The sequence below is a fragment of the Arthrobacter sp. NPDC055138 genome, from assembly GCF_053607305.1.
Genome location: NZ_JBSGTH010000004.1, coordinates 353,463 through 366,381, shown reverse-complemented (window position 1 = coordinate 366,381; position 12,919 = coordinate 353,463). Strand labels below are relative to the sequence as shown.

Here is a 12,919-nt window from a genome sequence, read left to right as displayed (position 1 = left end):
CCCCGATGGAAGCCTCCGGTCCCGGATCCGAGTCAACTATTACGACGCCGGAGCCTGTCTTACGTGCCACGCGTCACCTTTTTCCCGCCGCAGCTAGTCTGTACAGGCAACTAATTGACCGGGGCCGAAGGAGCAACATGGCCGCACCCAGCGTCACCCGGCAGCGGGCAGATGCGGCGTGGATCGTCGTCGTCCTTGCGGGCGTTACCGCCGCCATGCACATCTGGAAGCTGCCTACCGCCATTCCCGTCATCCAGCACGAGCTCAGCATGTCCTTGGTGCAGGCGGGCGTCCTGCTGGGGGTGGTGCAGGTGGCCGGCATGGCCGGCGGTCTGGCCGTCTCGCTGCTGGCGGAAATGATTGGCGCGCGGCGCTGCCTGCTGATCGGCCTCTGGCTGCTCATTGCCGGCTCGGTCATCGGCGGCTTCGCCGACTCCGCCGTCGTGCTGATGGCCTGCCGCGCGTTGGAGGGCGCCGGATTCCTGCTGACCACCGTGGTTGCGCCCGGCCTGATCCGCACCAACACCCCGCTCGCGCGCGTGAACATGGCCGTCGGCTTCTGGAGCGCTTACCAGGGCTTTGCCACGTTCACCGGGCTGGTGGCGAGCGCGCTGATTCTGCAGGCCACGAATTGGCATGTGTGGTGGTGGCTGATGGCCGCCTTGACCCTGGTGCCGATCCCGCTGGTGCTGAAGTTCGTGCCGCAGGACCCTCCGCGCGACGGCTCCGGCCTGTCCGCAGCCACCCGCAGGATCGGCCGCACCGTCCGGTCTCCCAAACCCTGGATCGCCGGCGTGGTGTTCGGCTGCTATACCGTCCAGTGGATGGCCGTGGTCGGCTTCCTGCCCACCATTTACCACCAGAACGGCGTCACCGGCATCTGGGCGGGCATCCTCTCGGCGGTGGTCGGCGGCCTCAACGCCGTGGGCGCCATCGGCACCGCGCCCCTGCTGCAGCGCGGCGTGCCACCCCGGATGCTGCTCATCCCCACCTTCATCCTGATGGGCACGACGACGGTGCTCACTTTCGCTGTCGACTGGGCCACGGTGCCCGGCGGCATGGCCATCCAATTCGCCTGCGTGGCCGTGTTCTCCATGGTGGGCGCGGTGATCCCATCCACGCTGACGCGGATGGCCGTGGATCTCGCCCCGCCGGACGGTTCCACCCCGGCCGCGATGGGCCTGATGCAGCAGATCTTCAACGTCGGCAACTTCACCGGCCCGGCCATCGTGGCCTGGCTGGCTACCGCCACCGGCGGCTGGCAGTCCACTTGGTGGATGACCTGCACGTTCGCCCTGCTCGGGATCGGCCTGAGCCTGTACCTCAGCGAGAAGCGGCTGGGCCTCAACTTCGCGCACCGGTAAGGAGCGTTTCCCCGGAAGCAGGCTGCTTCGGCGCACGGAGGCGGTTCGCTCCGCCCCCGGACGCGATGCGCCCTCAGGCCTGTACGCTATACGCCACATTGCGCCGGGAGGAGCCGGGAAGCGCCGGCTGAGGGCCGCATGCACGGGAAGACCAAGGCGAAAGCTCCGCAAATGGGATGCCTTCTGTCTGGCCGGGGAGCAATGTGGCGTATAGCGTACGGCAGCCGCGGGTGTGACGAGGTGAGCCTCCACCTGGGCCAAAGGCGCGCGGGTCCAGCTCCCGCGTCGCTAAACGACCGGCACCGCCTCGCTAAACGACCGTCCCCGCATGCGGAAGCGGCAGCTTCCCGTCTGCTTCCCAGCCGCCGCCGCTCGGCTCCCGGCCAATCCCGCGAAGCCCTTGCGCACCCGAGCCGAGATGAACACCCCAGTGGTGCGCCGCCGTCGGACTCTTGCCCTAGCTCCAGCCGAGGAGGAACGTGGGAGTCACGGCAACCGGCACACACCTTTTCCTAGGAGTGATCAGCGATGACCGATGCGGCCAATTCCCCGGACCAGCCCCTGACCAATCGGCAGGGCCACAAGGTCTACGACAACCAGAACACCCGAACCATCGGCGCCCGCGGCCCGGCCACTCTGGAGAATTACCAGTTCCTGGAGAAGATGAGCCACTTCGACCGCGAGCGCATCCCGGAGCGGGTGGTGCACGCCCGCGGCACCACGGCCTTCGGCTACTTCGAGGCCTACGGCAAGTGGGGCGATGAGCCGATCGCCAACTTCACCCGCGCCAAGCTGTTCCAGGAAGCGGGCAAGCGCTCCGACCTCGCCATCCGCTTCTCCACCGTGGCCGGCGGCCGCGATTCCTCCGAGGTGGCCCGCGACCCACGCGGTTTCGCGGTCAAGATCTACACCGAGGACGGCAACTGGGACCTGGTGGGCAACAACTTGGGCGTCTTCTTCATCCGCGACGCGATCAAGTTCCCCGACTTCATCCACTCGCAGAAACCGGACCCGGTGCACTTCCAGGCGTCGGTGGCGAACCGGGCGATGGACTTCTTCAGCCAGTCGCCCGAGTCCATGCACATGGTGATGCTGGTCTTCAGTCCGCGCGGCGTGCCGGCCGACTACCGGCACATGCAGGGCTTCGGCGTGAACACCTACAAGTGGGTCAACGCTGCCGGGGAGTCGATGCTGGTCAAGTACCACTGGTTGCCCAAGCAGGGCGTGAAGTCGCTGACCGCCGAGGACGCCGCGAACGTTCAGGCACACACCCTCGGCTCGCACACCAAGGACCTCTACGATGCCATCGCAGCCGGAAACTTCCCCGAGTGGGAACTGCAAGTGCAGATGATGTCCGACGACGATCACCCCGAACTCGACTTCGACCCGCTGGACGATACCAAGGTGTGGCCGGAGGAGCAGTTCCCGCCCAAGGCCGTCGGCCGGATGGTGCTGGACCGCAATGCCGAAAACTTCTTCGCCGAGAACGAGCAGATCGCGTTCGGCACGGGCGTGCTGGTGGACGGCCTGGACTTCTCCGACGACAAGATGCTGGTGGGCCGCACGTTCTCCTACAGCGACACCCAGCGGCACCGGGTGGGCCCCAACTACCTGCAGCTACCGGTCAACAGCCCGAAGGCGCCGGTGGCCACCAACCAACGGGACGGGCAGATGGCCTACATGGTGGACGCCGCCCCGGGCCAGAACCCGCACGTCAACTATGAGCCCTCCATTACCGGCGGCGTGCAGGAGGCGGCCAAGGACGAGGGCTACCACCATGCCTATGGTCCGGAGATCAGTGGGCGGCTGACCCGCGAGCGGATACCCCGGACCAACGACTACCTGCAGGCCGGCCAGCGGTTCTACCTGCAGCAGGACTGGGAGCGCGAGGACCTGATCACCAACCTGACGGACGCGCTGTCCCAATGTGACCGCCAGATCCAGGAGCGCATGCTCTGGCACCTCTTCATGGTCGCGGATGAACTCGGCGAAAGCGTGGGCAACGGCATCGGCATCACGCTGGACGAGGTGAAGGACCTCGGTCCGCTGGCCAGTCAAAACCTCTCCCAAGCGGAGCATGCGTGGATGGCGAACCTGGGCAAGAACGGACCGCGAGACGTCTCCGGGCTGACCATGACGCACTGTGTGCCCAACGAACGCCTGAAGGTGGACCGCTGACCTCGGTTCAGAATGCAGAATAACGACGGCGGGGCTCCCCCGCCGTCGTCTGGCGCGGCAGGCCCGGACGGATTGTTTCCGGCCGGACCTGCTTCGTTGACAGCCGCTGTGGCTAGCCGGCGATGACCTGCGGGGAGCCGAGCTGCTTCAGGCCCTCGACGCCGAACTCCAGTCCGTAGCCGGACTGCTTGGCCCCGCCGAACGGCACCCGCGGATCGATGGCGCCGTGCTTGTTGATCCAGACCGTTCCAGCCTCGATCCGGGCCGCCACCTCGCGGGCCTTGGCCGGGTCGGAGGACCAGACCGAGGCGCCCAGGCCGACCTTCAGGCCGTTGGCCATGGCCACCGCCTCGTCCACCGTGGAGTACTTGATGATCGGCAGCGCCGGGCCGAACTGTTCCTCGGCCACCAGCGGGTTGTCGTTGTCGATATCCGCCACCAGCGTCGCCGGGTAGAAGTAGCCGGCCTGGCCCTCGTCCGGGTTGCCTCCGGTGAGCACGCGGGCGCCTGAATCCTTCGCCGCCTGCACCAGCTTCGCCACGATGTCGTACTGGGCCTTGTTCTGCAGCGGGCCCAACACGTTGTTCTCGTCGAGCCCGACGCCCATCGGCATTTGCTCGGCGACCTCGGTGAGCGCGGCGCACACGTCGTCGTAAATATCCTCGTGCACATACAGCCGCTTCAGCGCTGCACAGGTCTGCCCGGTGTTGATGAACGCACCCCAGAACAGGTCCTGCGCGGCGGCCTTCGGATCGGCGTCCGGCAGCACGATGCCGGCGTCGTTGCCACCCAGTTCCAGGGTCAGGCGCTTTACCGTGTCCGCGGAGGAACGGATGATCGCCTTACCGGTGGCGGTGGAACCGGTGAACATGACCTTGTCGATGCCCGTATGCGCGGAGAGCGCCTCGCCCACGTCGCGGCCGCCCGGAACCACATGCAGCACGTCCGCCGGCAGCACGGTGTTGAGCACCTCGGCCAGCGCCAGCACAGAGAGCGGTGTGTATTCGGAGGGCTTCATCACCACGGTGTTGCCCATCCGCAGCGCCGGAGCCAGCTGCCAGATGCTGATCATCATCGGCCAGTTCCACGGCCCGATGGCGCCCACCACGCCCAGCGGCCGGTAGTGCAGCTCGGCGCGGTTGCCGTCTTCCTCCACCAGCGTTTCCGGTTCCAGTTCGAAGGCGGCGGTGGCTCGCAGCCAGCCCGCGCACGCACCGACCTCAAACCGGGCGTTCGGCCCGTTCAGCGGCTTACCCTGCTCGCGCGAGAGCAGCTCGGCCAGCGCCTCGGCATTCGCCTCCACCGCATCGGCGGCCCGGTTCAGGTACTCGCTCCGCTCGGTGTGGCCGCGGCCGGCCCAATTCGGCTGCACGCGGCGGGCGGCCTCGACCGCGGCGTCCAGTTCGGCGACGCCGGGCTCGGCCACGCGGCCGACGAGCTCACCGGTGGCCGGATCCTTGATCTCCCGCCCGCCCTCGGCCGGCTGGATTGCTGCGAGCAAATCCGCAGCGGTAGCGAACGTACCCTCGACAGTGGTTTCGGTGGTCATGGTTTTTTCCTCCCCGTCTCTGACGACAACTGCCTCCAGCTTGCCGCAGACCCGGCGGGGCTACTTAGACTTTGCGTGCCGAGGACTTGACGCTGAGCGCACAGGTTCCTTTAGCGGCTGCCCCGTGGGCCGCCCCTTGCCGGTAAACAAAGACCTGAAACTTCTAGGGAACACGTTCAACGTTCCAGATAAACAACGCGCTGACCTGCGGTTACGCCTTGGGACCGACTGACACCGGCACCTGCTCACCCTGCCCCTGCCCGCTTCCGGCCCTCGCCAAGCCCCGGCATCGGCGGTAGCGTCGGGAGCATGCGAATTGCGGTGGTCGGAGCCAGCGGAAACGTGGGAACAGCGCTTTTGCGGCGCCTGCATGCCGCACAGAGCGAACGTGCGGATGATCTGGAGATTGTCGGCATCGCCCGGCGCGTGCCGGAGTCCACTCAAGCACCGTACGACGGCGTCACCTGGGTTGCGCTGGACGTGGGCGCAGCCGATGCGCGGCAAAGGCTCGCCGAGGCTTTCAAGGGGTGCGACGCCGTCGTCCATCTCGCTTGGGTGCTTCAGCCGAACCACGACGAAGAGCAGATGCGCCGGGTGAACGTGGACGGCACCGCGAACGTGCTCGCCGCGGCCGTCAACGCCGGTGTGGGGCATGTTGTGTGCGCTTCGTCGGTGGGCGCGTACAGCCCGGGGCCGAAAGAGTCCCGCATTAACGAAGACTGGCCGGCCCGCGGCATCGAGACCTCGCACTACAGCCGGTTCAAGGGGCAGCAAGAAGACCTGTTGGACCAGTTTGCCGACGACCATCCTGAGATCAAGGTGGCACGGTTGCGGCCGGGCCTGATCTTCCAGAGCCAGGCCGGCAGCCAGATTGGCCGCTACTTTGTGGGGCCGTGGATTCCCAAGTTCTTTGTTAACCGGCTGCGGGTGCCGTTGTTCCCGTTCCCGGAGGAATTTGTCTTCCAGGCGCTGCACGCGGACGACGTGGCGGACGCTTATTGGCGCGTGCTGGATCAAGGTGCCCGGGGCGCCTTCAACGTGGCCGCCGAGCCGGTCATCACGCCAGGGCTGGTCGCGGGCCTGTTCGGTGCCCGCCGCTGGCTCCCCGTCCCCGTGCCGCTCGTCCGGTTGCTGGTGGGGGCTGCATGGTCGGTCCGGCTGCTGGCCAGTGACCCGGGATGGGTGGACATGGCCCGCGCCGCACCGGTGATGGACACCAACCGCGCGCGGACGGAACTCGGATGGAAACCGCGGGTTGATTCGGTCTCGGCGATCCGGGAGGTGCTCGACGGTATGGCCGCCGCGGGAGGCGTTCAGGAATCACCGGCCATGCGCCCGCGGAGCCGTTGGACCCGTGCGGAACAGCGGACCGGCGCGTAGTCTGAGCCACAGGGCGCCGCGCGGCAACACGGTGTCCGGTCCGCTCCCCAGAACGAAACACTCGAGAAGGAGGACCTGATGGACCACAGCGAGACTCCCCGCCAGGATCAGCCGGACGATCTGGAAGGCGAAGCCCGGCCCGCCGGCGCGGCCGACCACGACGACGTCCATGAAGCGCACATCCCGGTCCACGGCGACGAGAAGTTGGCCGAGGATCTGGCCAAGAAAGCCTACGGCGACAAGGACCACGACGGCGAAGGCGATACTCCCAACGCGCCGTTCCCCTAGACCTCGGGCAACACTTCCATCACCCACCGTATGAAAGGAGCACCCTGTGAAAGGGAAACTCATGTTCGGCGCCGGTCTGGCCCTAGGATTCGTCCTGGGCTCGAAGTCGGGACGGTCGGCTTATGATTCGCTGAAAACCAAGAGCCAAGAGCTATGGCACAACCCAACGGTGCAGGACAAGGTCCACGAAGCAACGGACGTGGTCAAGGACAAGGCCCCGGAAGTCGCAGAGCAACTCACCGAGGCTGCCAAGAAGGCCGGGTCAGCCGCGGCCGCCAAGTTGCCCGGCAAGCATGGGAAGGACGGCGGCGGGGCCTATACCGGGACCACGACCACCGACACCGTCTCGGACCCTGCCCTCAACGACCAGACGGGACAAGACTGGACGGACGAGGGCGGCGCCATGCCGGGCCGGCCTGCCACCGGCGGCAGCGACGACCTTCGGCCCCCGGGACCCGGAGCCTGACTCCTCGGAACGCAGCTAGCGGGCACGAACCGGATCCAACGAGCAACTGACGGAAGGACGGGCATGACCGAAAGCAACCAGGACGAAAAGCCACGCGGCCAAGAGGACCCTTCGGAGGATGTAGGCATCCCCGAAGACGAGACGCAAACCGACTCCGCGGCGAAGGCTGGGAACAAAAAGGACATGAGCGCACCGCCCGGGCCGGCTGAAGAGAAAGACCGGAAAACGCCGGACGACCGCGGCCTGACCACGGACACCAGCCCCAGCGACTAAAATCGCGCCGGTGAGAGCAGCATAGAGTGAGGGCAGGGACCACAAGCCCTGCCCTCACTCTATGCCCCGCCCTGAAGGAGATTCCCTGCGGCAGGCATGCACTGCCCTCCTGACCTTTTTGCTGGACGGCCGTAACGCCCCAGTAACGCCGGCGGGACTAAACCGATGCCACGCCCCGTTTGCGGAGGCGCCCCTCGTGTCACGAGGTGCTCGGAACTGCGGATAGAAGCGTGAGCCGTGGCCAAGAACCTTCCCATCCTTCATGACGGCGTCCGTGGCCAGATCGGCGCAGCGGGCGGCAGCGATGTGGATCAAGCGCAGTGTTTGAGTACAAGCTGACACCGCACTTGTCGGTCTCGTTTCAGCGCTACCGTTATCCCGACCACGGTGTGGTTTACGCCGCCCCCACCAGCCTGGGGGCCTTGCCGTTCTGCGCCGGTTCCGAGGGCCTGACGGTGCCTTCCCCGGACGGAGAAGCCATCTGGATCGGCTTGCTGACCCGGGTCGCCGCCAGCGAACCCCTACTCGTGGGGATGCTGGCCACCGGAGCCGACGGGCAACGCCTGGACGCCATTGGCGGCGGACCCGCCGAAGGGACAACACCCTTGGCGTGGCTGCGGGTGCCGGAGATGCGGCAGTTGCTGGGCATTGCCCATCCCGCCGACGGCTGGTGGGCGCTGGCCCGCGAGGCCGCCTTTGCCGGGGCGCCGTCCTGCGCTTCTTTGACGCTGTTGGCTCGGCCAGAGCGCCCCCGGCATGCCGCCGCGGTGGTCTTGCCCGTCCAACTAACCGACTCCACCGCGTTCGAAAGCATCTGCCACACCCGAGTACCGCCGCTGCGGCTAGACTCCGCCTCCGGCAGCTGATGCCTAGGCCTTAACCACCGGAAGCTCTGACCACTCGGTGGTGTAGCGCGGCGAGGAGAATTCGCGTTTCATGGACCACGCCGCCGGCGCCGCCAGCCCGCCTTGGCCAAGCCCGATGGCGGCTTCGCCGAACTTGGACCGGACGGCACCGAGCAAGTCGCCGATGTTCCGCTGGTCCAGGTCGCTGACGAACGGGTCGAAGGCATCCTGTCCGGCCGCCGGTTCCAGCCCGGACAGCAGTACGCCTGCCCGGACATAGTGCGCGCCGGGAATGAGGCAGCCGCGCATCGCGGCCACCGCGGCCTTGGTCAGCTGAATCGGATCCTGCGTGGGTGCCGGGAGGTGGACGCTGGCTGCGGGAAACGATGCCTCTCCCCCGGCGAACCTGCTGGTACCGGCCGTCACCGTCAGCACCGAGGCGCGCAGCCCCTCGGCAGCCATCCGGGCCGCACCGCGCTGGGCGTAGACAGCCATCACCTGGTCCATCTCCTCCAGCGTGGTCACCGGCGTGGAGAAGCTGCGCGAGAACATGATCTGCTGCTTGTCGGCCCGTTCCTCGGTATGCGGAATGCAGGCCGTGCCATTCAGTTCCAGCACCGTCCGCTGCAGCACCACGGAGAACTTCTTGCGGATCAGTTGTGGATCCGCGGCCTTCAAATCGGCGATCGACTCGATCCCGATGGCATTCAGCCGTTTCCCGGTCCGCCCGCCCACACCCCAGAGCCCGGTCACGGGAACGCGCGACTGGATCCATTCGATGTCCGGTCCCGGCATCGACCCGAGCGAGCAGACACCCGCCATCTGTGGATTCCGTTTGGCAATGTGGTTGGCGAACTTGGCCAGCGTCTTGGTCCCGGCCACGCCGACGGAGACCGGAACCCCCACCTGCCTGACCACGGCGGCACGGATCCGGGCCGCTGTCTCCCGCAACTGCGCCTCATCCCCGGGCAAGCCCAGGAACGACTCATCGATCGAGTAGACCTCCTGCCAAGCCCCGAACCGGCCCAGCACTTCCATCACCCGGGCGCTGAGGTCTCCGTAGAGCTCGTAATTGCTGGATTTCGCCACCAACCCCCAGGCCTTGGCGCGGGGCGCCACCTGGAACCACGGAGTGCCGGTCTTCAGCCCCAGCTGTTTGGCTTCCTCGGAGCGCGCCACCACGCAGCCGTCGTTGTTGGACAGCACGACGACGGGGCGTCCCTCGAGCGACGGGTCGAACACCCGCTCGCAGGAGACGTAGAAGTTGTTGACGTCCACCAGCGCGATCCGTTCACGGAGCTGCTGTGATTCGGCGGGTCCGTGGCTAGACATGGTGCAGGCAGCGCGTGGCCACGCCCCAAATGCTCAAGTCGCCAAGTTCGCCCACCTCGGTGGGGACACCGCCGTCGTCGGTCTGAAGGCGCACACCGTCGGCGCCCAAGTGCAGGCGCCGCACCACCAGCTCCCCGTCCAGCACCGCGATGACCACCGATCCGTCGCGTGGCTCCAGCGATCGGTCCACGATCAGCTCATCGCCGTCACAGATCCCGGCCGCTGCCATCGAGTTACCGGCCACCCGCATCACGAAGGTACTAGTCCGGTCCCGGATCAGATGCCGGTTCAGGTCGATGCCGCCGTGGAAATAATCCCGTGCCGGGGAGGGAAAACCACGCGCGTCCTCGGGTGTCCCGTCCCCCAGCTCAGGGCCGGCCGACGCGCCGGAGGGCCGCTCCAGACCGAACATGACAAGCCCCCATCTTCGAACAAACCTTCGAAGACAAGGTTAGCACCGGGCAACGTGGTCAGGCTGCCGTTTCGATGATCGTCGAGAGTGAGTCACCTTGACTCAAGTTTACGAATCGTTTGGAATATTCTTGAGTACGAAGCGTTAACATGAGTCGAAGGCACTCAACTCCACAGGAGGATCATCAATGCCACTGTTCTTCGGACCCGCATCCGGCAACGGATCATTCGACGATTTCCTGGTCCGCTACCTGCAGGGCCAGCGCGCGGCGCAGTCCCGCCGCACGGTCGATCTCACCCGGCTGCTCAGCCGCCGTACTCACGAGGTGCTGGCGCAGGCGGCCGCATTTGCCGCTGGACTCGGCCACACGGAAGTGGATGCGCTGCATATTCTGCGCGTCATGGCCGAACAGGAACCGGCTGCCGGCCAGATCAAGCTCACCGGCACCGGTCCGCAGGACATTGTCAGCGCCGCCGAGCAGCGCCTGCCGGAAAAGGCCGATCCCATCAGCGAGGCGGCGTCCCTGACGCCCTCGGCCCAGCGCGCCCTGCTGGATGCGCACCAGGTGGCCCGCGCCTTTGGCTCCACCTACATTGACCCGGAGCACCTCTTCGCCGCGTTCGTCCTCAACCAGGAAACCGCTGCCGGCCAGATCTTGGCCGACGCCGGGGTCACCCCGCAGGCGCTGCAGCAGGCCAATGCCGCGGAAGCGGCCCAGGCGCAGACCCAGGCGGCCCAAAGCCACCCGGGCGGCGCCGCCACCGGGCAGGCGCCAAGCCCCAACTCCGCCACGCCCATGCTGGACCAGTTCGGCCTTGACCTGACCGCCCGGGCCCGCGAGAACCACCTGGACCCGGTGATCGGCCGCGCCGACGAGATCGCGCAGACCATCGAGATCCTGGCCCGCCGCACCAAGAACAACCCGGTGCTGATCGGCGAGGCCGGGGTCGGCAAGACCGCCATCGTGGAAGGACTGGCCCAGGCGATCGTGGACGGCGACGTCCCGGAGCAACTGCGCGGCAAGCGCGTGGTGTCGCTGGACCTGCCCGGCATGCTGGCCGGCACCAAATACCGCGGCGACTTCGAGGAACGCCTGACCAAGACCATGGACGAGATCAGCGCAGCCAGCGGCGAGCTGATCGTCTTCATCGACGAACTGCACACCGTGGTCGGCGCCGGCGGTGGCGGCGAGGGCGGAATGGATGCCGGCAACATCCTCAAGCCCCGGCTGGCCCGCGGCGAGCTGCACCTGGTCGGCGCCACCACACTGGGCGAATACCGCACGGTGGAAAAGGATCCGGCCTTGGAGCGCCGGTTCCAGCCGGTGACGGTGGGCGAACCCTCGATCGAGGATGCCGTGAAGATCCTGGCCGGGCTGAAGGACCGCTACGAGGAGCACCACCAGGTGATCTACACCGACGGAGCCATCCGGGCCGCCGTCGAGATGTCCTCGCGGTACATCACCGACCGTTTCCTGCCGGACAAGGCGATCGACCTGATCGACCAGGCCGGCGCCCGGCTGAGCCTGCGCCGCGGCCCCCGCGTGGATGTGGCGGCGCTGCGCGGACAGCTTGCGGAGCTGGAGTCGGCCAAGAACGCCGCCGTCGCCGAGGAACGCTACGAGGATGCGTCCACGCTGCGCGATGACATCGAGCAGCTGAAGGCCACGATCGATTCCGCTGCCGAGCCAGCCACCGACGCGACGGAAGACAACGACGGCGGGGCGCGCCCCGGCGTCGTGCCCTCCGACGTGGTGGGCGAGGCGGAGATTGCCGAAATCATTGCCCGTGCCACCGGCATTCCGGCCGCCCGCCTGACCCAGGGCGACCGGCAGCGGCTGGCCCGTCTGGAGGAGGACCTGCATGCCCGGGTGATCGGGCAGGACGATGCGGTGACCGCGATCGCCAAGTCCGTGCGGCGCAACCGCACCGGCATGGGCGACGAGGGCCGGCCCGTCGGCAGCTTCCTCTTCCTTGGCCCCACCGGGGTGGGAAAAACCGAGCTGGCCAAGGCGCTAGCGGAGTCGCTGTTCGGTGACGAGAACGCTATGGTGCGCTTCGACATGAGCGAATACGGCGAGCGCCACACCGTCTCGCGGCTGGTCGGCGCACCTCCGGGCTACGTCGGTTACGGCGAGGCCGGCCAGCTGACCGAGCGGGTCCGCCGGCACCCGTACTCGGTGGTGCTGCTGGATGAGGTGGAAAAGGCGCACCCGGACGTTTTCAACCTGCTGCTGCAGGTGCTCGACGACGGACGCCTCACCGATGGTCAGGGCCGCACCGTGGATTTCCGGAACACCGTGGTGATCATGACGTCCAACCTCGGGTCGGAATTCCTGGCCAGCAAGGGCGGAGCGTTGGGCTTCACTTCCAATAACGGCGTGGACGGCTTCGCGTCCGAGCAGGACCTGCGTGCCCGAGTGATGGGCCGGCTGCGCGAGGCCATGCGGCCGGAGTTCTTGAACCGGATCGACGAGATTGTGCTGTTCCGCAAGCTGGAGAAGGAGCAGTTACGCTCCATCGTGCGACTGCAATTGCATCGGTCCGAGGCCCGGCTAGCCGCCCAGGGCATCTCGCTGGCCGTGGACGAGGACGCGGTGGAGTGGATCGCCGAGGCCGGCTACGAACCGGAATATGGCGCCCGTCCGCTGCGCCGCGTGATCCAGCGCGAACTGGACGACCGGATTGCGGACCTGCTGGTGGCCGAGTCGGTGGCCGACGGCGGCCGGATCCGCGTGACTGCAGGGGAGGATGGCCTCCGGGTCGCGGCCGACGGCCTGGCCGCGGCCGCTTAGCCGACCCGGTACCCGTTCCGCCTAGGCAGAGGGCGGGG

The 12,919-nt window shown here is 67.3% G+C and carries 11 protein-coding genes; 8 read left to right on the top strand and 3 right to left on the bottom strand.

Annotation, left to right across the window (positions count from 1 at the left end; genetic code table 11):
* The first annotated feature begins 137 nt into the window (after positions 1 to 137).
* A complete protein-coding gene (locus tag ACWF5H_RS12305) occupies positions 138 to 1,364 on the top strand; it encodes an MFS transporter (protein WP_452037175.1) in 1,227 nt (408 codons plus the stop codon).
* A 528-nt stretch (positions 1,365 to 1,892) separates the two neighbouring features.
* Positions 1,893 to 3,542: a catalase gene (locus ACWF5H_RS12300; RefSeq protein WP_452037173.1), complete on the top strand. Its 1,650-nt coding sequence runs from the start codon at positions 1,893 to 1,895 to the stop codon at positions 3,540 to 3,542.
* Positions 3,543 to 3,654: 112 nt separating this feature from the next.
* Here ACWF5H_RS12300 and ACWF5H_RS12295 read toward each other — a convergent pair whose 3' ends face one another.
* On the bottom strand, positions 3,655 to 5,091 hold the full coding sequence (locus tag ACWF5H_RS12295; RefSeq protein WP_452037172.1) for an aldehyde dehydrogenase family protein: 1,437 nt from the start codon (positions 5,089 to 5,091) through the stop codon (positions 3,655 to 3,657).
* Positions 5,092 to 5,400: 309 nt separating this feature from the next.
* Here ACWF5H_RS12295 and ACWF5H_RS12290 point away from each other — a divergent pair, with 309 nt between their 5' ends.
* The 5 genes from ACWF5H_RS12290 to ACWF5H_RS12270 all read left to right on the top strand — a co-directional run bounded on the left by ACWF5H_RS12290 (position 5,401) and on the right by ACWF5H_RS12270 (position 8,364).
* Complete coding sequence (locus tag ACWF5H_RS12290; protein WP_452037170.1) at positions 5,401 to 6,471, top strand: NAD-dependent epimerase/dehydratase family protein; 1,071 nt, start codon at positions 5,401 to 5,403, stop codon at positions 6,469 to 6,471.
* A gap of 78 nt (positions 6,472 to 6,549) precedes the next feature.
* On the top strand, positions 6,550 to 6,759 hold the full coding sequence (locus ACWF5H_RS12285; RefSeq protein WP_364645638.1) for a hypothetical protein: 210 nt from the start codon (positions 6,550 to 6,552) through the stop codon (positions 6,757 to 6,759).
* A gap of 46 nt (positions 6,760 to 6,805) precedes the next feature.
* Positions 6,806 to 7,225, top strand: a complete 420-nt coding sequence (locus ACWF5H_RS12280) for a hypothetical protein (RefSeq protein ID WP_452037169.1) — start codon at positions 6,806 to 6,808, stop codon at positions 7,223 to 7,225.
* Positions 7,226 to 7,288: 63 nt separating this feature from the next.
* Complete coding sequence (locus ACWF5H_RS12275; RefSeq protein ID WP_452037168.1) at positions 7,289 to 7,498, top strand: hypothetical protein; 210 nt, start codon at positions 7,289 to 7,291, stop codon at positions 7,496 to 7,498.
* 320 nt (positions 7,499 to 7,818) lie between these two features.
* Positions 7,819 to 8,364: a hypothetical protein gene (locus ACWF5H_RS12270; RefSeq protein WP_452037167.1), complete on the top strand. Its 546-nt coding sequence runs from the start codon at positions 7,819 to 7,821 to the stop codon at positions 8,362 to 8,364.
* Between the two features lie 3 nt (positions 8,365 to 8,367).
* On the opposite strand, the gene ACWF5H_RS12265 is transcribed toward ACWF5H_RS12270, so the two are convergent.
* Positions 8,368 to 9,675 carry a Y-family DNA polymerase gene (locus tag ACWF5H_RS12265; RefSeq protein ID WP_452037166.1) on the bottom strand — a complete coding sequence of 436 codons (1,308 nt, stop codon included), beginning with the start codon at positions 9,673 to 9,675 and terminating at the stop codon, positions 8,368 to 8,370.
* A complete protein-coding gene (locus tag ACWF5H_RS12260) occupies positions 9,668 to 10,078 on the bottom strand; it encodes a LexA family protein (RefSeq protein ID WP_452037366.1) in 411 nt (136 codons plus the stop codon). The genes ACWF5H_RS12265 and ACWF5H_RS12260 overlap by 8 nt, the downstream gene beginning before the upstream one ends.
* Before the next feature lie 196 nt (positions 10,079 to 10,274).
* Between ACWF5H_RS12260 and ACWF5H_RS12255 the strand changes: the two genes are divergently transcribed.
* On the top strand, positions 10,275 to 12,881 hold the full coding sequence (locus tag ACWF5H_RS12255) for an ATP-dependent Clp protease ATP-binding subunit (protein WP_452037165.1): 2,607 nt from the start codon (positions 10,275 to 10,277) through the stop codon (positions 12,879 to 12,881).
* Positions 12,882 to 12,919: the final 38 nt, after the last annotated feature.

What these genes read in the sequence shown, in the direction of transcription:
- ACWF5H_RS12305 (WP_452037175.1), top strand. Translation starts at nt 138, where the DNA reads ATGGCCGCACCCAGCGTCACCCGGCAGCGGGCAGATGCGGCGTGGATC.
- ACWF5H_RS12300 (WP_452037173.1), top strand. Translation starts at nt 1,893, where the DNA reads ATGACCGATGCGGCCAATTCCCCGGACCAGCCCCTGACCAATCGGCAG.
- ACWF5H_RS12295 (WP_452037172.1), bottom strand. Translation starts at nt 5,091, where the DNA reads ATGACCACCGAAACCACTGTCGAGGGTACGTTCGCTACCGCTGCGGAT.
- ACWF5H_RS12290 (WP_452037170.1), top strand. Translation starts at nt 5,401, where the DNA reads ATGCGAATTGCGGTGGTCGGAGCCAGCGGAAACGTGGGAACAGCGCTT.
- ACWF5H_RS12285 (WP_364645638.1), top strand. Translation starts at nt 6,550, where the DNA reads ATGGACCACAGCGAGACTCCCCGCCAGGATCAGCCGGACGATCTGGAA.
- ACWF5H_RS12275 (WP_452037168.1), top strand. Translation starts at nt 7,289, where the DNA reads ATGACCGAAAGCAACCAGGACGAAAAGCCACGCGGCCAAGAGGACCCT.
- ACWF5H_RS12265 (WP_452037166.1), bottom strand. Translation starts at nt 9,675, where the DNA reads ATGTCTAGCCACGGACCCGCCGAATCACAGCAGCTCCGTGAACGGATC.
- ACWF5H_RS12255 (WP_452037165.1), top strand. Translation starts at nt 10,275, where the DNA reads ATGCCACTGTTCTTCGGACCCGCATCCGGCAACGGATCATTCGACGAT.